The sequence below is a fragment of the Tessaracoccus flavus genome, assembly GCF_001997295.1.
GTDB lineage: Bacteria > Actinomycetota > Actinomycetes > Propionibacteriales > Propionibacteriaceae > Arachnia > Arachnia flava.
This window is the reverse complement of the sequence record NZ_CP019605.1, coordinates 3011172-3027147: the sequence shown is the minus strand read 5'-3', so window position 1 is coordinate 3027147 and position 15976 is coordinate 3011172. Positions and strand designations below refer to the sequence as shown.

Sequence of the window (15976 nt, the reverse complement as noted above, 5' to 3'; positions counted from 1 at the left end):
TCTTGACCTCTACAGGAGAGTGGAGTCATGCCTGCACCAAGGAAGTACAACGACGAGTTGCGTGAGCGTGCGGTCCGCACTGTGCACGAGACGATCAAGGAGAACCCGGGGATCCCAGTCAAGCGGGCCTGCAACCAGGTGGGCGAGCAGTTGGGCATCCCTGTCCCGCGTCAAGTAGTTGGCAGGATTTCTTCTTGTTCAAAGGTGGGTGTTGTCGTGCTGGCGCGGCCGAGGTGGACCTCGAGGGGCCGGTTCCAGGCGATCGCTTCGTGGGGGCGCTGGGTGTTGTATTCGATGCGGTAGTCCTCGGCTCGTTCGACCAGGGTGAGCGCGTCGGCGATCTCGTCGAGGAACAAGCGTTCGTACTTCAATGTCCCGAACCCGCGTTCGCGTGAGCCGTTCTGCCCGGGGCTCTTGACCCTGGTCCGGACGTGTTGGAGTTCGGGGTGCGAGGTGATGAACAACTCGAAGTCCAACGACCTGAACGGGCCACCGTTGTCGGTGACGATAGTGACCACGGGCAGCACTTCCCCAGTGACCTCATCGATAGGGCAGGCCTCGGCCAACGGGTGTCCGAACAGGGCCTCGTAGTCAGCCAACGCGAGCTCGACCGCGGCGATCGCGTCGTGCTTGTTCCCGGTGGGTGAGACATGCCACGGGTGCTCATACTTCGAGTACCAATCCCGGCATCCTGCGATCCGCCACGTCCCACCCGAGGTGGTCTCGAACTCGGAGAAGTCCAACTGCCACACCTGGTTCGGGCCATCAGGGGTCTTCGCGAACGCGGCCCTCCGGTCAGCGGCGAGGTCACGGCGCTGCTTCTGGTATTCCGAGGCCAGTAGCAGGCCCTCGTCACGCAGCAGCCGCAGCACGGTCGCCTGAGAGACCTCGTGTCCGGCGTGACGGGTCAACGCCCAAATCTTGCGATGCCCCCACGCCGGCTTAGCCAGCGCATGACCCACCACCAGATCCCGCGCAGCCGTACGAGCCGGCTGGGGCCACGGCCCCTTCGGACGGCGATCCTGACGGGCCTTGGCCTGCCACCGGCGCCACGTGCGTTCGGGCATGTCGATCAGCTTCACGAACCTCGCGGTCGACATGCCCGCCTCCCTGCGGATCACCTCGAGGTCCTCGAAGGGCCCAACCTGCCCTCCGCCGACTTCTTCCACACCCGAATCTCGACAGCGGCCTCACCCAACGCCTGAGTCAGCTCAGTGACCTCCGCCTCCAACTGCTGCTCCCGGGTCGAGGGCCCAGACCTACCCGCCGCCAGCCCAGCCTTGCCCGCTTCGAGGAAGTCAGCCTTCCACCGACCGATCGACTGCTCACTGACCTTCTCCCGCCGAGCGGCCTCAGCGATCGTCATCTCTCCAGCCAAGATGCTCAACACAATCCTGGTCTTCTTCTCCACCGGAATCACTGGTGGTCTTCCCATGTCGGACTCTCCTTCAGGACCTACATAACAGCCCTGCCACTAAGTCTGACGCGCGACAATCACTCTCCAATCGTGTTAGAGGTGTCCACTTTTCAAGCGCCGAAACTGTCTACTTTTCGAGCGCCGTCGACACTCGCGGCCATCATCGAGGACTCGTTCCCACGCTCGAACGCCCAGCTCGCCACCGCCCTCGAGGGATCACCGATCCCCTCCCACTGATCGACGCCTACGTGCGCGAAACGCTGCGGCAGGCAGCCGAGGGAGCGCACCGACCGGCGGCAGCTTTCGCGGCTGCGCAGCTGCCGGACGAGTGCCGGGCGCGCCTGGACGAACTGCATCGAGATCAGATGGCGCCGTTCCTGCGGGCATTGCAGCAACTGGACGTGCCGGAGCCCGCGATCACAGCTCGCCTGGTGGCTGGGGTGATCGAGTCGGCGATGCGCCTGATGGAGTCGGGAGGCGACCCTGATGCGGTCACCCGCACGACCCTGGCCCTCGTCCGGGCCGCGGTGCAGCCGGCAAGCCACCTGTAGGCCTGCGCATGACGTTCCGCGCCGCAGCCATGAGCGCGCGAGGACGCGGAAGGCACTGAGCGCTAGGGCCTGTGGCGGGAGGCCAGGCTCAGCCGCGACAGCGCCTCCACAATCACGGCCAAGTTCGCGTCGATCTGGCGCGCTGCCACTGACGCTGCTTCGGGCCCCCGGCGATACGGGTCGGCCACCTCGTCTCCCTTCTGGACAGTCCGGTTTCGCCACAGGTGGTCCGCCACCCCCTCCAGGGAAACCTCAGGGGGCAGTTCGGCCAGCACCCGCGCCGCGTGCCCGATGACGAACGTCTTGTGGGCCAGTGCCGGCCACTCGTCGAGGATGTATCGACGATGCTGCGCCCCCATGGTGAGGATCAGATCTGCCTCCTGCGCCAGCGGGAGCGCCAGTTGTTGGGCCCGGTGGGCGGCCGCGTCGCCGATCCCCCGAAGCTCGGCCGCCATGGGCGGGTCCATCCCCTCGCCGACGAGGGCATGGGTGCCCGCCGACATGAACGCTATCTCCTCCGTGGCGGATGCCCGGGCCGCGGCCTCCGCGTACGCCGACCGGCAAATGTTGGCCGTGCAGACGAACAGCACCGTGTAAGGCCCGTGCCGCGCCGTCACGTGGGGCCAACCGTCAAGAGCAACGCCCGATGCGCCTGCCCTGGCACCGACGCCGTCCACGCCGACGACGCCACCAAGTCCGGGGTTACCAGCGCGTGATCCAATGCGACCAGTGGAGGGTATGCCCTGTCGTCGGGGAACGTCGGCAACCATCCCAACCCCGACTCGAGGACGGCGTTCCGCAGCGCCGTCTCCTTCCGCAACCGCCGCATGGGTTCATGCTCGGGCACAGCGTTGAAGTCGCCAATGGCCACCACAGACCGACCCGTGTGTGAGGGCATGTCCTCGATCAACCCGTCGAAGGCGTCCAGCCAGGGCCCCAGGCCATGGGTGGGTGTGGGAAAGTCGACGGCGACCAGCGCGAACTCGAACCCCGGCGCCCGCAACAGCGCGGTCGGATGCCGCTGCCCAGCTACCCACCCATCGAACGGCAGATGGGTTAACAGGACTGTGCCGCAGACGGGGTACGTGGGAAGGGGGACGAACTCCGCCGTGGGATAGCGTTCAGCCAGCTCACCGATGATGTCATCGCGGGATCTGGGGTCCAACCCGTTGATCACGGCAACGTCGGGGGCGGACTCCCGCAGAAGCCTCGCGAGATCCTCCGCGCCCGGGGAGTTGCAGCGCATGTTCATGGTCATCACCGTGATCGGCTCCTCCGGCGGCGTGGGGGCCCGAGCGGGCCAGTAGGGCCGGGCGATGAGAATGTGCGCCAGCAGGACGGCACCCGCCAACACAAGGGCCAGAGGCCGCGAACCGGTCACTGCCAGCAGCAGGAGCCCGATGATGGCGAGTGGCAGGCCGTAAGGTATCAACGATGCCGCGACGACGACCGTCTTGCTGAGTAGCTGCGAGCGAGGCAACAGGTGCAGCACGGCGAGCGCCCCAGCCGCGAGAAGCAGCAGCCACGCGATCAGTTGCACACTCCCCCGCATGGCGCCCCTCCTCCCAGCGTGGGCTGCATCGGTATCTGCTCTCCACGGTTTCGTGAGGGGCGATGGTCGCGGGTCAACAACCCTCGTGAGACCAGATCATCGAGGAACTGCGCGACGTCGTCGGCTATCTCCGAGGGCGGCATACCGACGAGTTCTGCGACACCGGGCAGCACGTCTCCGCCCTCGGCCGCGACCAACCAGATCAGGCGGGCGCTGCCTGCGAGAAGGACCGAATGGCCGTCCGGCATCCTGGTCAGGTAGAGCTCCTCGCCCATGTCCAAGGCGGCGCCATCGATCCATGCCACGTTGTCGGGGGCCCTGTAGGCCGCGTGGCTGCGCTCGCTCGTCATGGCCTGATTATGACGGCAGACATCATGGACGGTCTCGTCTAACCGGACGCCTGCGCACGACGAGGTCCCTTCCACGCCTCACGAGCTGGCCGTAGGCCGCCGCGACCTCCCGTAGCGTCGGCCTGCGCGCCAAGTCGGCGGTGAGGCGCTGGGGCGTCCGGACCACGACTCCGGCCGCGTACCAACCCAGGCGTAGCCGCACGAAGCGCAAATCGGCCGGGGCAGCCTTCAATTCCGCCGCGATCCTCCTGAACCCGGTCGTCGTGGTGCGGTTCTCCGCATACAACTGCCAGAGGGCGTACTCGGGCCGATCGCGGTACTGGTCGAGGTCGCCCGTCGCCGACGCGAGGGCCACCTCTGCCTGGAGCTCGCGTGCCAGGGCCAGCGTCTGGCCGCGCTCGGCGTCGGAGGCTGTCCGCCAGGCGGCCCGGATGTCGGCGGCGTTGGCCTGAAGGCTGCGCGCAGCGTGCAGGAGAAGGATGAGCCGCTGTCCAGTGACGCTGGGCACGACGCACGGCCTGCCGGCGACGTTCTGCTGGCCGCGTTCCCGCCACAGCACGTCGAAGGCCCGCTCCGCTGGCGCCTGGATCCCGGGGAACCGGACGTGGACGTCGAGCTGACCCAACTGCGGGTGGTACCAGTTGGTCGAGTGCCGGATCAGATCGGTGCTGTGCAGCCCGGTCACCTGGTGCCAGCCGTGTCGCCGCAGCCCGGACAGGAGGCGATGCAGGTGGGCCGGGCGGATGAGGACGTCCGCGTCGGCGCTGGATCGCCCCTCGGGCCGGAGTGCCGGGGCCACCGCGGGCCCCTTGATGTGCAGGACGTCTGCACTGGCCTCGTCCGCGATCGCCTGCACTGTGGCGTGCGCGAGGTGAACCCTCAGCGGGATGGGGAGAGTCGGCAGTTCAGCCATCGACGACCCCCAGCACCCCTGCCTCGACCAAATCGGCACAGAACTGGCGGACCGCGGCCACCGTGTCGCCATCCTCAGGTGGCCCGAACTGCTCACCGACGAGCGCGGCGATCGTCTCAGCCGAGCAGGGGCTCGCCGCAGCCGCGAAGATGGCCGTGCCGATCGGCGACAGCCGGACCAGCCGGTCGGGCGGGAGCAGGACGAGAGACTCGCCGCCCACCTCCAGGGCGTCGATGGGTGTCGATTGGGCGTACAGCGTGGTCATGGGGTCCCCTCGATGAGCTGCGACGCCAGCGGCACGAGATCTCCCGACTCGCGGTACGTCAGCCGCAGCAACGGCCCGGCGCGGTCTAGTAGGCCGGCGACGGCGTGCAGGGGACGCGGCAGCCGGTTGAGCGCGGACGTCTCAGGCACGAGCGCGGCGATCGCGTCCAGGGTGCCCAACTCATCCGTGGCCACTGAAGGCGGAGCACCCTCATTCCGGTTCAGCAACACGATCCTGGAGACGACCGGCTCCGGGTGCGAGGGCAAGAGCCCGAGGTCTTCCGGCGAGGTCTCGACCTTCCGCCACCCACCGCCGTGCGACACGGACAAGGGCTTGGGATACGGGCGGACCCCGCCAGTGGCGGGATCGATTCCCACGGTCTCGTCGGTCAGGTACGAGTACGTGCGTCCTAGGAGCCGCGCCAGTGTGGTCTTGCCGGTGCCGCTGGGGGCAACGAAGACGAGAGTCGATCCGGTGGCGGGATCGCTCACGGCACCCGCATGGAACATGAGCAGGCGGCCGGTCTGGGCGGCGATGAGACGGTGGGTGACATCCTGGCTGAGCCGCTGCAGCGCGGCGCGGATCGCCTCGTCATCGTCGGCCGGACTCTTGATCGAGAGGGCTCCGACGGATGGGGCGGTTCGCCGCGCCTGCTCGTCGACGACACAACGCGACCAGGCGTGGGTGAGGGCCTCCACGAACGTCACGGGGGTGAGCGCTGGCCACTCCACGTCCAGCACCGTATCGAGAGCCGCTAGCCGCAGGTGACAGGACATGGACCAAGGCTAGTTGGTGGACGCGCGACGCGACCTAGCGAAACGGTTGAACCGGGAACGGCCTCAAGCGCGAAGCCGGTGGTCAGTTCATGTTAGGCTACAGCCGACGTCAGCGCCGTTAAGGTGCCGCGCCCAACGAGAGGACCGCTTCCCATGGACGAAACGATCGAGACCGCCAAGGACTTCGGACGAATTCCCGTGGACCGCCGGACCATCGCTCGTGGCATCGGCTGGGGCGTCCCGGCTGTCATGGTCTTGGGCGCAACCCCGGCGTTCGCCGCCTCGGGCGACACTGTCACCTTTGGATCCGTCGTCGTGAACGATTCTCCCGAGGGGGCCCCGAGCAACTACTACATCAACGAGAGCAATTTGGCTTCGACGGTGACTGTGAGTGGTACTGCGACGCCTGGTGCGACCGTCACCATCTCGGCAACGGGTGGCTTTTCTGTTGGTGTTGTCGCCGCCGGTGGCTCGTGGTCTTACGAAATTCCCGCGGCCTCGCTCCCCCAGGGCACCATCGCGTGCACGGCGGCTGTGGCTGGGCCCCCGAAGGTCTCGGTCGCTGGTCCCAACACCGTCGTGAAGGACACGGTGGCCCCGACCATTGCCAGCACCACATATCAAGGGACCGGCAGTCCGAAGAAGCTGACGTTTTCCGGCGCGCTTGTCGAGACGACTGCTGTGTCGGGAACGGTCAGTATCACAACTGATGATGGTAAAACGTACAGCGACCAGAATGTGTCGTACACTGCCGCGCCATGGACGGTGACGTTTGAAGGGATCTCGAATAACGTCAATTACACGGTGACGGCGGTGTTGAGAGACGCCGCTGGCAACTCCGTCACGGTGGAGGAAACAGGGACGACGTAAGTAGACAGCGGCCGCCCCACCTTCGAATGGGCGCTGAGATAACCAGGACAGCTGGCCCCGGCCAAAGTGGTCGCCGTCACATAAGTCCGTACGAATGAACCACGTGCACGAGATCAGGCGTGCACGTGCGCTGCTCGCTGTAGTGAGCGCCGATCCGCAGGGGAGTTGCAAGTGGGACTGGAACAGATGTGGGGCTTGCTGCGCCGTGGATGGTTGGTGATCGTCGCGTCGCTGGCCGTGGGCCTGGCACTCGCCTTTGCCCTCTCCCTCACGCAACCGGTCCTCTACTCGGCGACGTCTGCGGGCTACGTGGTCGCCGGCAACTCGGCAACGGTAGGTGACGCCTTCGCGGGCAGCACCCTGGCAGCCGAGAAGGCCGGCACGTACCTCCCCCTGGTGCAGAGCCGCTCAGTGGCCAACCGGATCGCGGAGGAGTTGGCGCTCCCGTCAACGGGCCCGGTGGTCGGGAACCTGGAGGGCTCCGTCGACGGAGTGATCTTCCGCATCAGGGCCACCGCCGACTCCCCCGAGCTTGCCGCGTCGCTCGCCGATGCCGCCATCCGCGCGACCTCGGTGGAGGCCAACGCGCTGGAGACCCTGACCATCACCGGCGAGAGCTCCGGCCAGACCGTCGTGAGGATCGTCCCCGTCGAGCTGGCCCAGACGCCCACCACCCCCGTCTCCCCCAACTACGTCCGCAACCTGGCCCTGGGCGCCGCGCTGGGCCTGCTGCTCGGTCTGGGCATCGTGGTCGGTCGCCAGAGCTTCGACCGGCGGATCCGGCGCGCCCACGAGGCGGAAGAGGTGGCCGAGACCAGCTCGCTGGGGATCGTGCCCGCGGCCGCCGAGCTCGCCGGGGAGAGCGCCCTGGTCACCGGCAGCAGTGCCGCCGCCGAGGCCATCCGTCAGATCCGCACGAACCTCCGCTTCGTCAGCGTCGACAACCCCGCGAAGAGCATCGTCATCACCTCGTCCAACGAGGGCGAGGGCAAGTCCACGCTCGCGGCCAACATCGCGGCCATGTTCGCGGACGCCGGCGAACCCACCGTCCTGATCGACGCCGACCTCCGAAGGCCGGTTCAGGCGGAGCGCCTCGGGCTCGATGGCGCCGTCGGCCTCAGCCAGGTCCTCGCCGGCACCATCAAGCTGAGCGACGCCATGCAGGCCACCGACCACAAGCACCTGCAGGTCCTGCCGGCAGGGCGGATTCCGCCGAACCCGGCGGAGATGGTTGGCTCCAGCCGCATGAGGAGCCTCATCGAGCACCTCAGCAAGGCTCACATGGTCATCATCGACGCCCCGCCGCTCCTGCCGGTCACCGACGCTACCCTCCTGAGCGCCTCAGCCGACGGCGCCGTGGTGGTTGTGCAGTCCGGGACCACGCGACGCGAACAGCTGGAGGTCGCGGCCCACAAGCTGCGCCAGGTGGACGGGAACCTGCTGGGTGTCGTGCTCAACAAGGTGGCCAAGAAGGACCTCGGCGAGGCGACCTTCGGCTACGGCTACGGCAGCTACACGTCGAAGTACTACCGCACCGACGAGGCTCAGAAACCGCATCGTCGGGAGCGGGCACGTCGGGTGACGAAGCTCGTGGAGACCGACGATCAAGCCGCGGAGTTGGCCGAGCCGAGGCGTCCGGTTGCGTGATGGCGCTGGTGAGCGGATCCCGTCACGATTTTGCCTCGCCACGGCGCGAAGGTATCGTCGAGGCGAGATTGGGTTCACGGTTTGGGGGGAACTGGATGGATGGCTTTCGTGACCTGCGGTCCTCCGCTGGGCTGACGTCCTTCGCGGCTGGGTCGGGAATCAATTGACCGCCTCCCTCGGAGGGGACGCACTTGCGCCGAACCGCCCCGTCTTCCTGCTGCTGAAGCGCACCGCTGACGTTGTGCTCGCCTCAACCGCGCTGGTCGTGCTCTCCCCCGTCATGGGCCTGACAGCGCTGGCCATCGAAGCCGGATCGGCGGGGCCGGCCATCTTTTCCCAGGAGCGCCTCGGGCTGGGAGCCAGAGCGTTCCGGATGTACAAGTTCCGCACCATGAACGTGGGTGCCGAATCCGGCGGCGTCTACGAGGCGGCCGGTGATCAGCGCGTCACTCGTGTGGGTCGATTCCTTCGTCGCACGAGCCTGGACGAACTCCCCCAGCTGGTCAACATCGTGCGGGGAGACATGTCGATCGTCGGACCCCGGCCCACCTTGACCTACCACCCCTGGCCGTAGGACGAGTACACGCCGGAACAGCGCCGACGGTTCAGCGTCCGCCCAGGGGTCACCGGCTGGGCGCAGGTGAACGGTCCCAAGAGCCTGGACTGGCCACGTCGCATCCAGTACGACGTCGAGTACATCGACCGCATGTCGATCATGTTCGAACTCCGGATCCTCGCCAGAACGGTCGTGAAGGTCCTGTCCATGGGCGACAACGTCAACACCACACAGACGGCTGCGCCGCGGGTGGGTTCCACCGACACCACAGAGGAGGCGACGTCATGACAATGACGCTCATGTACATCACCAAAGATCCGGTTGTGGCCAAGATCGCCGAAGACGGCGGGGTCGACTGGGTATTCGTCGACTTGGAGATCCACGGGAAGATGGCGCGCCAGGGGCACCTGGACACCGTCATCTCGGATCACACGTTCGAGGACGTCCGGGCAGTGGCCGAGGTGTTGACCACGTCTCAGCTCCTGGTGCGGGTGAACCCCGTCCACGAGGGATCTGCGGAGGAGATCGACACGGTCATCGCCGCCGGGGCGCAGATCCTGATGCTGCCGTACTTCACCCACCGCGGCGAGGTCGCCGAGTTCATCAGCCTCATCAGCGGACGCGCCCAGGTGTGCCTCCTCCTGGAGACGCCGGGGGCGGTCGAGGCCTCGGCTACGGGATGCAGTTCATGTTTGAGCTCCTCACCGACGGCACCGTCGAGAGCCTCTGCCGTCGCCTGAGCCAGGCCGGCGTCCGCTATGGCTTCGGCGGGGTCGCGCGTCTCGGCAGGGGCGACCTCCCGGCGGAACGCATCGTGGCAGAACACGTCCGGCTCGGTTCGAGCATGGCGATCCTGTCGCGGGCCTTCTGCGACCTCCGCGAGCACGAAGCCACGCTGTCGGCCATGGACGCGGGCTTCTTCGAGGCCAACCGTCAGCAGGTCGTAGACGTGGTCGCGGAGATCGCGGCCCGCAAGGGCCCCCACCTCTCAGCGAAGGTGCGTCCCGTTCAGGCCATCAGCGCAGGTGTCCCTGCATGAGGCTCCTCGTCACGTCGGCCCTGACCAGGGACGAGCGTCACCTGGACGAGCTGCGCCGGCTCGGCCACGACGTTGTGTTCATGGCCGACGAGGCCGCCCCGCTCCCAGCCTCCCTCTTTCTTGAGGCGGCTTGAGACCTGTCAGCTGGGCTGTCGGAGCCCGATCTGAGGGCTGGGGCGGGTGAGGGCGTGGTTGTTGGCCGGCTGACGCTGCCGGTGGGCGGTTCTTCAGGTTTCCTCGGGTAGTGGCGGACGGTTGGGGTCAGGTCGGTGGTGGGATCGCGGCGATTCGGTCGAACGCGGCCACGAGGTCCTCGGCCCAGGGCCAGGTCTTGGGTAGTCGCAGCCGTCGCTGTCGGGCGCCGTGTACGAGTCGGGCCGGGACGTGCAGCAGTCTGTATCTGAATGCTTTCGGTTCGGCCTTGGCGAGGTCGCCGTCGAGGGCCAGGAGCTTGAGCCAGGCGACCAGATCGGCGGCGATCATGGCCAGGGTCAGCCAGGTCTGGTTGATGCTGAACTCGCGTGAGGGGAACCGTCCCAGGCCCGAGTCTTTGGCGTGACGGATCCGGTCCTCGACTCGGGCATGGGCCCGATGCCGGGCCTCGAGGAACTGGAGAGTCCCGCTGGCGGTGTTGGTGACGAACGTGGTAGCGCCACCCGTCGTGGGCTTCGAACAGCGACAGTTGGGCCCCCGGGTGGGGACGTTCACGGCGAAGGAACACCCTCATCCCCGCTGGCCAGCCATCGAGATTGAGCAGTCCGGTGATCTCGGCGACTTCCCCACCCTCTCGGACCTGACCATCGGCCTTCAGCGCCGGGGACCAGGACCCGTCGGGCACCTGCGTGATCGCATCGCGCACGTTCTCCCCGATCGTGAACCCCACGGTGTAGTCCAGGATTCGGCCTCTGACCTGGCCTTGCGCATGAAGCCAGTCCAGCAACAGATGCGAGGCTCCGGCCCCGTCGCAGCGGATCAACAGGTTCCGGCGAGACGGCATCGGGATCTGAGTGATCGCCTCCCCGAGGACCTGAATGTGGTCGGAGGCGGTGTTCGAGCCTGCCCGACCCGTCCGTAGCGAGGCGGCGAGGAACTCGCCCGTGTTGTCACACCACACACCGATCGGGTGATACCCGAACGTCCTCTTGAACGTCGGGGCGGCCAACTCCTTCTCCGAGTGGGTCACCACGATCGTGGCATCAACATCCAACACGATCGTCTCTCCGAGGTCGGTCCCGGCGACCTTCGAGGCCGGGACACCGCCGGCGGCTGTCAGCTGGGCCCAGACGTGGCGCCGGACACGGGCCCGGGCCGTGGCGATCTTCCTCCGCCTGGCGTCGATGACCTCATCCAACGCCCGCCACACCGTCGGAGCAGACGCGACCGGCCCCAAGATCTGCCGCTGGTGGCGCAAGACGTCGATGTCCGAGATCGCCTCCCCGCCATCAGCGAGCAGCACCGCGACATCGGTCAGTACCTGACCACGGTCATGCACCGAGGGAACGAACGAACGCCGTGCCATCGACACGGACAACGCCCCAGTCAGGCCGGTGTTCTCGGCCAGCATCCTCAGCCCGATGCTGCCGACGTGGGCGATCACCGCGCCACCATCGCCAGTCACTGACATACCGGCAGACCACGAAGTACGCTTCACCTACGGAGTGCCTTCCACTTCAGGGGTTTTGAACAGTCGCATGTCCAAGTATCTCGTAGTCAGAAGGCACTCCGGCCTATCTACAGCAGGCGTCGCTCACTCCACCATGAACGATCGAGGCCAGCGGGGGCCGCCGACGTCGAGGGCATCGTGTGCAATGGCCTGTTCCTCCATCACCACCACTCGGATTTTCCGCAGCTGCGCTTCGTTCACCTGACCAGCGCCGGCCTCGACCGCGCCCCGGTGCGGGAGTTGGAGGAGCGCGGGGTAGACCTGCGTAGCGCCACCGGCGTGTACAGCATTCCGGTGGCAGAATGGGTGGTCACCCAAGTGCTCCAGCTCTACAAGCGCAGCCGCGACTTCTGGCGCCACCAACAGGAGCACCGCTGGGTGAAGAATCGCGACTTGCCGGAACTCGCCGGGTCAACCGTGACGATCGTCGGCTTCGGCGACATCGGGCGCGAGGTGGCCAAGCGCCTCCGGGGATTCGATGTCCGCATCGTGGCGGTGAACTCCGAGGACAGGCCGTCATCGCTGGCCGACATGACGTTCGGCGCCGCCGACCTGGGCGCGGCCTTGAGAATTGCGGACGTGGTGATCCTGGCGCTGCCGTTGACACCGGGGACGAGGCACCTCATCGATGCCGCCGCCCTGCAGCTGATGAAGCCCGACGCCGTCCTGGTCGACGTGTCGCGCGGCGGCATCGTCGATCAAGAGGCGCTCCTCGCAGCGCTCGACGAAGGCCGGTTCCGCGGCGTCGCGCTCGACGTGTTCGAGATGTTCGCCTTGAGTCCATTGCCTTGGCAGGCTTCCGTCGCTGCAGGACCGGCCAACCTCGCCGCGACGTGCTACTGGCCCTGTTGTTGCTCACCATCGTCGTCAGCTACTTCATCTTCTCGCTGGGAGTGGGCACGTACGGGACGGCTATGAGGCACCGCGCCAAGTTCTTCCCGATCGAGATCATCCTCGTCTACCTCTCGGCCACGGCGGCACGGATTGGCAATCATTCACCCCGCAGACGTTCATACATCAGAGATACCAGCCGTGTCCTGGCGAAAGGTGCGCAATGAACACGCCCGCGATCAGCGTCATCGTGCCCGTCTACAACGTGGCTCCCTACCTAACTCAGTGCTTGGACAGCGTCTTGGCGCAAACCTTCGGGGACTTCGAACTGCTCCTTGTCGACGACGGATCGACCGATGGCTCCTCAGCCCTGTGTGATGCGTACGCGGCCCGCGACGACCGGGTGCGCGTGGTCCATCAACCCAATGCCGGCCTGTCAGCGGCCCGGAACGCAGGGTTGAAACTGGCGCTCGGGGAGTTCATCACGTTCCTCGACGGCGATGACTGGTTTGACGCGGCGACCCTGGCGGTCGCCCGCCAGACGGCCTTGGCTTCTGGAGCCGACGTTGTGCTGTGACCCTACGTTCGGGAGTACGAGCGCGTCTCTTTGCCCAAGAGGTTGTTTGAGTTCGATCACCGTCGCTTCGACGCTGAAGAGACTCGGCACTTGCTGTGTCGTCGCATGGTCGGTCTCCTGGGGGAGGAACTGGGCACCCCGGAGAACGCCGACGCCCTTGTGACGGCATGGGCCAAGCTGTTTCGCAGACAGGTGGTAGTGGGCAGTGGCGCTCGCTTCGTCGACTTGGCGTTGATCGGGACCTCGGAGGACGCGCTGTTCAACCTCCAGTTCCTTACACATGCTTTTAAGGCATGCTACGTTAACCGCTTCCTATATCATTACCGACGCGATAACGCAACGTCGGTGACCACGCGATACAAGCCAGAACTCCCACACCAATGGAGTCGCCTACCTGAAGTGATGAAGCAGCACATTGCGCACCACTCTCTCGGTCCCGACTTCGAACAAGCACTGCGGAACCGCGTATCCCTCAGCGTCCTTGGCCTGGGCTTGAACGCGCTCCAATCCGGCTTAGCGCCACAGCATGTCATTCGGGACATCCGTCTGGCGTCCATGATGACGAACGACCCGAAGGATAGGCACGTCTTGGCTGCCGCCGTCCGCGGTGGTGCCGAGGTGCTCGTCACCTTCAACACAAGGCACTCTTCGCTTGAGTCCGTTGAGCGGTTCGACCTCGAAGTCGTACACCTCGACGACTTCCTCCTCGATCAACTCGACCTCTACCACGCACCGACGCTCAGGGCGTTGGTCGAACTCGTCGAAGGGTACGAGTCGCCAGCGATGACGATCGACGACCTCCTGGTGGCACTGGCCCGTGCCGGTGTGCCGAAGTTCGTGGATGCCGCCCGGGCGAAGCTCTACTGACCACCGGGTGGCTCACCCGGAGGTGCGCCGTCGGCGACCGAGGCCCTTGGGCAGGTCGAGGAAGCGCGCCCAACCCGCGGTCCACGCGGCCCCGGCGACGGCGCACAGGCCGACCGCGGTCATCGCCACCGGGAGCGACGCGACCAGCAGCAGCCCGGAGATCACCAGCGGCCCGCCGAGCGCGCCGCCCTGGCTGTACATCGCCCAGATGCTGAGGAACCGCGCCCTGCCGGTGGCCGGTGAGAGGTCGGCGCCGATCGTCATGTTGATCCCGGCCCCGAGGCCGTTGCCGACGCTCATCACCACCACTGCGACCACGAAGCCCGCCGTCGTCGGCCAGAGCGGCGCCAGCAGGAAGCCCGCGCCGTAGATGAGGAGGCAGGCGATCAGGACAGGCGAGCGACCCAGCACATCCTTGAAGTAGCCGCCGGGGAACATCAGCACCAGCTCGACCGCCGCGCCCACATCGACCATCAGGGAGATCTGCGACTCCGTCCACCCCAGGTGCACCCCCGACAGCGCGATCAGGATGGGTTGGCCGACGCGCAGGACGGCGAGGGTCGTGATCGCGATCCCGGCGACGGTGACCGCGCCCCACCGCACTCGCGCCGTCAGCTCCTCCGGGGAACGGGCGGCCTTGTTGCGTTGGGTTTGGGCGTCGAAGCGGCTGTTCAGCGCGGGGATGAACAGCAGCACGGTCGCGAGCAGCGCCGTCACCACCGCGAACGCGAACACCGACCACAGCGGAAACCGCCAGAGCAGCAGCGCGCCGCAGAGGGGGCCCACCAGGTTGCCCGCCCGCATGGTGCCGCCGAGCGCCGTCATCGCCTTGCCCCGCATCGCTGCGGGCACGGCCTCCGCAACGACCGCCTGCCGCGCCAGGTTCCAGCCCACCGACGCCGGGGTCCGCAGCACGATCGACACCACGAACAGCGCGAGCGACCACCGCGACGGCACCGCCAGCGCGACGATCGTCAGCCAGCGCCGTCATCGCCGCGGCGGTGCCCGTGGCGACGGCCATGGCGCGTTTGTCGCCGATCCGGTCGATAAGCATCCCGACCGGCACCGTGACGGCGAGCGACACCGCACCCGTGATCGCGACGATGGCGCTCGCGAACGCGGAACTGGCCCCGAGTTGGAGGGCCGCCAGCACCATGACCGGCATGACGGCGCCCAGCCCCACCCCGTACAGGAACGACGGCACCAGCACCGGCCACAGAATGAGTCGCAGCAACCCGCCTCCAATCGACCCGCGCCACACTACCCCGCAGGCTAGCCTGCGAGGCATGACCGACTTCAAGCGCGAAATCGCCACCTACAAGGCACGCGAGGGTCGCTTCGACGTCGTCACCGTCGCGCCACTGCGGTTCCTGATGCTCGACGGCGAGGGCGACCCGAACACCGCCGTCGGCTACCGGGAGTCGCTGGAGACGCTGTACCCGGTGGCTTACAAGCTCAAGTTCTTCAGCAAGAAGGAGTTGGGCCGCGACTTCACCGTCATGCCGCTCGAGGGCCTCTGGTGGGCCGACGACCCGGCCGCGTTCACGTCGCGCCGCGACAAGTCGCTGTGGCGGTGGACGCTGCTGCTGATGATGCCCGACTGGATCTCAGCCGAGCACTTCGACGGCGCCCGCGCGGCCGTCGCGGCCAAGGCCCCGCGCGTCGACGCGTTGCGGCTCGAGACGTTCGACGAGGGTCGCTGCGTGCAGACCCTGCACGTCGGGCCGTACGACGACGAGGGCCCGGTGCTGGCGGAGATGCACGAGCGCGTCATCCCCGACGCCGGACTCGCGATGACGGGGAAGCACCACGAGATCTACCTCAGCGACGCCCGCCGCACCGCCCCGGCGAAGCTGCGCACCATCCTGCGGCAGCCGGTGCGCGAGGCCTGAGACGGCGTCGGCTCAGAGCCCGGCCGCGGTGGCCCCGTGCTCCGCCTGCTCGGGCGTGAGGCCCTCGAAGTCGAGCTGCTCGATCAGGCCCGACTTCGAGTAGGGCCCGAAGGTGAGGTGGGCGATCGCCTGCTCCACCGCCTGGGCCTTAGGCCGCAACTCAGTCGGGCTGACGTCGCCGGCCAGGGTGCACGTGACCGCAAGCTAGCA

20 protein-coding genes and 2 pseudogenes are annotated in these 15976 nt (G+C 67.1%); 11 read left to right on the top strand and 11 right to left on the bottom strand.

The window, feature by feature from the left end:
- Positions 1–170: 170 nt before the first annotated feature.
- Both RPIT_RS13880 and RPIT_RS13875 read right to left on the bottom strand, forming a co-directional pair.
- On the bottom strand, positions 171–1100 hold the full coding sequence (locus tag RPIT_RS13880; protein WP_226996274.1) for an integrase core domain-containing protein: 930 nt from the start codon (positions 1098–1100) through the stop codon (positions 171–173).
- 17 nt (positions 1101–1117) lie between these two features.
- Positions 1118–1435: a helix-turn-helix domain-containing protein gene (locus tag RPIT_RS13875; protein WP_157633339.1), complete on the bottom strand. Its 318-nt coding sequence runs from the start codon at positions 1433–1435 to the stop codon at positions 1118–1120.
- Positions 1436–1665: 230 nt separating this feature from the next.
- Between RPIT_RS13875 and RPIT_RS15110 the strand changes: the two genes are divergently transcribed.
- A complete protein-coding gene (locus RPIT_RS15110; protein ID WP_143028282.1) occupies positions 1666–1968 on the top strand; it encodes a hypothetical protein in 303 nt (100 codons plus the stop codon).
- A gap of 62 nt (positions 1969–2030) precedes the next feature.
- Here the strand turns inward: RPIT_RS15110 and RPIT_RS13865 are convergent, their stop codons facing one another.
- The 6 genes from RPIT_RS13865 to RPIT_RS13845 are packed head-to-tail and all read right to left on the bottom strand — an operon-like array spanning position 2031 to position 5824.
- Entirely contained in the window at positions 2031–2585 is a 555-nt protein-coding gene (locus RPIT_RS13865) for an arsenate reductase/protein-tyrosine-phosphatase family protein (RefSeq protein WP_162274583.1), read from the bottom strand.
- A complete protein-coding gene (locus RPIT_RS15270; protein ID WP_162274582.1) occupies positions 2582–3520 on the bottom strand; it encodes an endonuclease/exonuclease/phosphatase family protein in 939 nt (312 codons plus the stop codon). The genes RPIT_RS13865 and RPIT_RS15270 overlap by 4 nt, the downstream gene beginning before the upstream one ends.
- The gene (locus RPIT_RS13860; protein ID WP_077343981.1) at positions 3499–3870 is read right to left on the bottom strand and encodes a PqqD family protein; all 372 of its coding nucleotides are present in this window, start codon (positions 3868–3870) and stop codon (positions 3499–3501) included. The genes RPIT_RS15270 and RPIT_RS13860 overlap by 22 nt, the downstream gene beginning before the upstream one ends.
- A 22-nt stretch (positions 3871–3892) precedes the next feature.
- Positions 3893–4783, bottom strand: a complete 891-nt coding sequence (locus RPIT_RS13855; protein ID WP_162274581.1) for a nucleotidyltransferase family protein — start codon at positions 4781–4783, stop codon at positions 3893–3895.
- Complete coding sequence (locus RPIT_RS13850; RefSeq protein WP_077343979.1) at positions 4776–5048, bottom strand: PqqD family protein; 273 nt, start codon at positions 5046–5048, stop codon at positions 4776–4778. The genes RPIT_RS13855 and RPIT_RS13850 overlap by 8 nt, the downstream gene beginning before the upstream one ends.
- Positions 5045–5824, bottom strand: coding sequence for an ATP-binding protein (locus RPIT_RS13845; RefSeq protein WP_077343978.1), 780 nt, complete (start codon positions 5822–5824; stop codon positions 5045–5047). Before RPIT_RS13845 ends, RPIT_RS13850 begins: the two co-directional genes overlap by 4 nt.
- 153 nt (positions 5825–5977) lie before the next feature.
- Between RPIT_RS13845 and RPIT_RS13840 the strand changes: the two genes are divergently transcribed.
- From RPIT_RS13840 to RPIT_RS15105, 6 genes and pseudogenes are all read left to right on the top strand, one after another.
- Positions 5978–6694: a hypothetical protein gene (locus RPIT_RS13840; RefSeq protein ID WP_077343977.1), complete on the top strand. Its 717-nt coding sequence runs from the start codon at positions 5978–5980 to the stop codon at positions 6692–6694.
- A gap of 171 nt (positions 6695–6865) precedes the next feature.
- Positions 6866–8341: a tyrosine-protein kinase domain-containing protein gene (locus RPIT_RS13835; RefSeq protein WP_077343976.1), complete on the top strand. Its 1476-nt coding sequence runs from the start codon at positions 6866–6868 to the stop codon at positions 8339–8341.
- A 280-nt stretch (positions 8342–8621) separates the two neighbouring features.
- Positions 8622–9185 (top strand): annotated as a pseudogene (locus tag RPIT_RS13830) (sugar transferase).
- Entirely contained in the window at positions 9182–9637 is a 456-nt protein-coding gene (locus tag RPIT_RS15860) for an aldolase/citrate lyase family protein (protein ID WP_218121635.1), read from the top strand. The pseudogene RPIT_RS13830 and the gene RPIT_RS15860 overlap by 4 nt, the downstream one beginning before the upstream one ends.
- Positions 9586–9936, top strand: a complete 351-nt coding sequence (locus tag RPIT_RS15855; RefSeq protein ID WP_218121636.1) for a hypothetical protein — start codon at positions 9586–9588, stop codon at positions 9934–9936. The genes RPIT_RS15860 and RPIT_RS15855 overlap by 52 nt, the downstream gene beginning before the upstream one ends.
- Entirely contained in the window at positions 9933–10070 is a 138-nt protein-coding gene (locus RPIT_RS15105) for a hypothetical protein (RefSeq protein WP_157633356.1), read from the top strand. The genes RPIT_RS15855 and RPIT_RS15105 overlap by 4 nt, the downstream gene beginning before the upstream one ends.
- 127 nt (positions 10071–10197) lie before the next feature.
- On the opposite strand, the pseudogene RPIT_RS13820 reads toward RPIT_RS15105, so the two are convergent.
- Positions 10198–11560 (bottom strand): annotated as a pseudogene (locus tag RPIT_RS13820) (IS1380 family transposase).
- 279 nt (positions 11561–11839) lie between these two features.
- Between RPIT_RS13820 and RPIT_RS13815 the strand changes: the two are divergent.
- The 3 genes from RPIT_RS13815 (at position 11840) to RPIT_RS13805 (ending at position 13874) form a co-directional block, all read left to right on the top strand.
- A complete protein-coding gene (locus RPIT_RS13815; RefSeq protein WP_162274580.1) occupies positions 11840–12517 on the top strand; it encodes an NAD(P)-dependent oxidoreductase in 678 nt (225 codons plus the stop codon).
- 136 nt (positions 12518–12653) lie between these two features.
- Complete coding sequence (locus tag RPIT_RS13810) at positions 12654–13007, top strand: glycosyltransferase family 2 protein (RefSeq protein WP_077343974.1); 354 nt, start codon at positions 12654–12656, stop codon at positions 13005–13007.
- Positions 13008–13112: 105 nt separating this feature from the next.
- A complete protein-coding gene (locus tag RPIT_RS13805) occupies positions 13113–13874 on the top strand; it encodes a VapC50 family PIN domain-containing toxin (protein WP_077343973.1) in 762 nt (253 codons plus the stop codon).
- Between the two features lie 12 nt (positions 13875–13886).
- Here the strand turns inward: RPIT_RS13805 and RPIT_RS13800 are convergent, their stop codons facing one another.
- Positions 13887–14831: an MFS transporter gene (locus tag RPIT_RS13800; protein WP_077343972.1), complete on the bottom strand. Its 945-nt coding sequence runs from the start codon at positions 14829–14831 to the stop codon at positions 13887–13889.
- A 329-nt stretch (positions 14832–15160) separates the two neighbouring features.
- On the opposite strand from RPIT_RS13800, the gene RPIT_RS13795 reads away from it, so the two are divergent.
- Positions 15161–15766: a GyrI-like domain-containing protein gene (locus RPIT_RS13795; RefSeq protein WP_077344346.1), complete on the top strand. Its 606-nt coding sequence runs from the start codon at positions 15161–15163 to the stop codon at positions 15764–15766.
- Positions 15767–15778: 12 nt separating this feature from the next.
- On the opposite strand, the gene RPIT_RS15100 is transcribed toward RPIT_RS13795, so the two are convergent.
- Positions 15779–15904, bottom strand: coding sequence for a hypothetical protein (locus tag RPIT_RS15100; protein WP_162274579.1), 126 nt, complete (start codon positions 15902–15904; stop codon positions 15779–15781).
- Between the last annotated feature and the right edge of the window lie 72 nt (positions 15905–15976).

What these genes read in the sequence shown, in the direction of transcription:
- RPIT_RS15270 (WP_162274582.1), bottom strand. Translation starts at nt 3,520, where the DNA reads ATGCGGGGGAGTGTGCAACTGATCGCGTGGCTGCTGCTTCTCGCGGCT.
- RPIT_RS13875 (WP_157633339.1), bottom strand. Translation starts at nt 1,435, where the DNA reads ATGGGAAGACCACCAGTGATTCCGGTGGAGAAGAAGACCAGGATTGTG.
- RPIT_RS13840 (WP_077343977.1), top strand. Translation starts at nt 5,978, where the DNA reads ATGGACGAAACGATCGAGACCGCCAAGGACTTCGGACGAATTCCCGTG.
- RPIT_RS13855 (WP_162274581.1), bottom strand. Translation starts at nt 4,783, where the DNA reads ATGGCTGAACTGCCGACTCTCCCCATCCCGCTGAGGGTTCACCTCGCG.
- RPIT_RS13880 (WP_226996274.1), bottom strand. Translation starts at nt 1,100, where the DNA reads ATGTCGACCGCGAGGTTCGTGAAGCTGATCGACATGCCCGAACGCACG.
- RPIT_RS13850 (WP_077343979.1), bottom strand. Translation starts at nt 5,048, where the DNA reads ATGACCACGCTGTACGCCCAATCGACACCCATCGACGCCCTGGAGGTG.
- RPIT_RS13860 (WP_077343981.1), bottom strand. Translation starts at nt 3,870, where the DNA reads ATGACGAGCGAGCGCAGCCACGCGGCCTACAGGGCCCCCGACAACGTG.
- RPIT_RS15860 (WP_218121635.1), top strand. Translation starts at nt 9,182, where the DNA reads ATGACAATGACGCTCATGTACATCACCAAAGATCCGGTTGTGGCCAAG.
- RPIT_RS13845 (WP_077343978.1), bottom strand. Translation starts at nt 5,824, where the DNA reads ATGTCCTGTCACCTGCGGCTAGCGGCTCTCGATACGGTGCTGGACGTG.
- RPIT_RS13805 (WP_077343973.1), top strand. Translation starts at nt 13,113, where the DNA reads ATGGTCGGTCTCCTGGGGGAGGAACTGGGCACCCCGGAGAACGCCGAC.
- RPIT_RS13795 (WP_077344346.1), top strand. Translation starts at nt 15,161, where the DNA reads ATGACCGACTTCAAGCGCGAAATCGCCACCTACAAGGCACGCGAGGGT.
- RPIT_RS13810 (WP_077343974.1), top strand. Translation starts at nt 12,654, where the DNA reads ATGAACACGCCCGCGATCAGCGTCATCGTGCCCGTCTACAACGTGGCT.
- RPIT_RS15105 (WP_157633356.1), top strand. Translation starts at nt 9,933, where the DNA reads ATGAGGCTCCTCGTCACGTCGGCCCTGACCAGGGACGAGCGTCACCTG.
- RPIT_RS15855 (WP_218121636.1), top strand. Translation starts at nt 9,586, where the DNA reads ATGTTTGAGCTCCTCACCGACGGCACCGTCGAGAGCCTCTGCCGTCGC.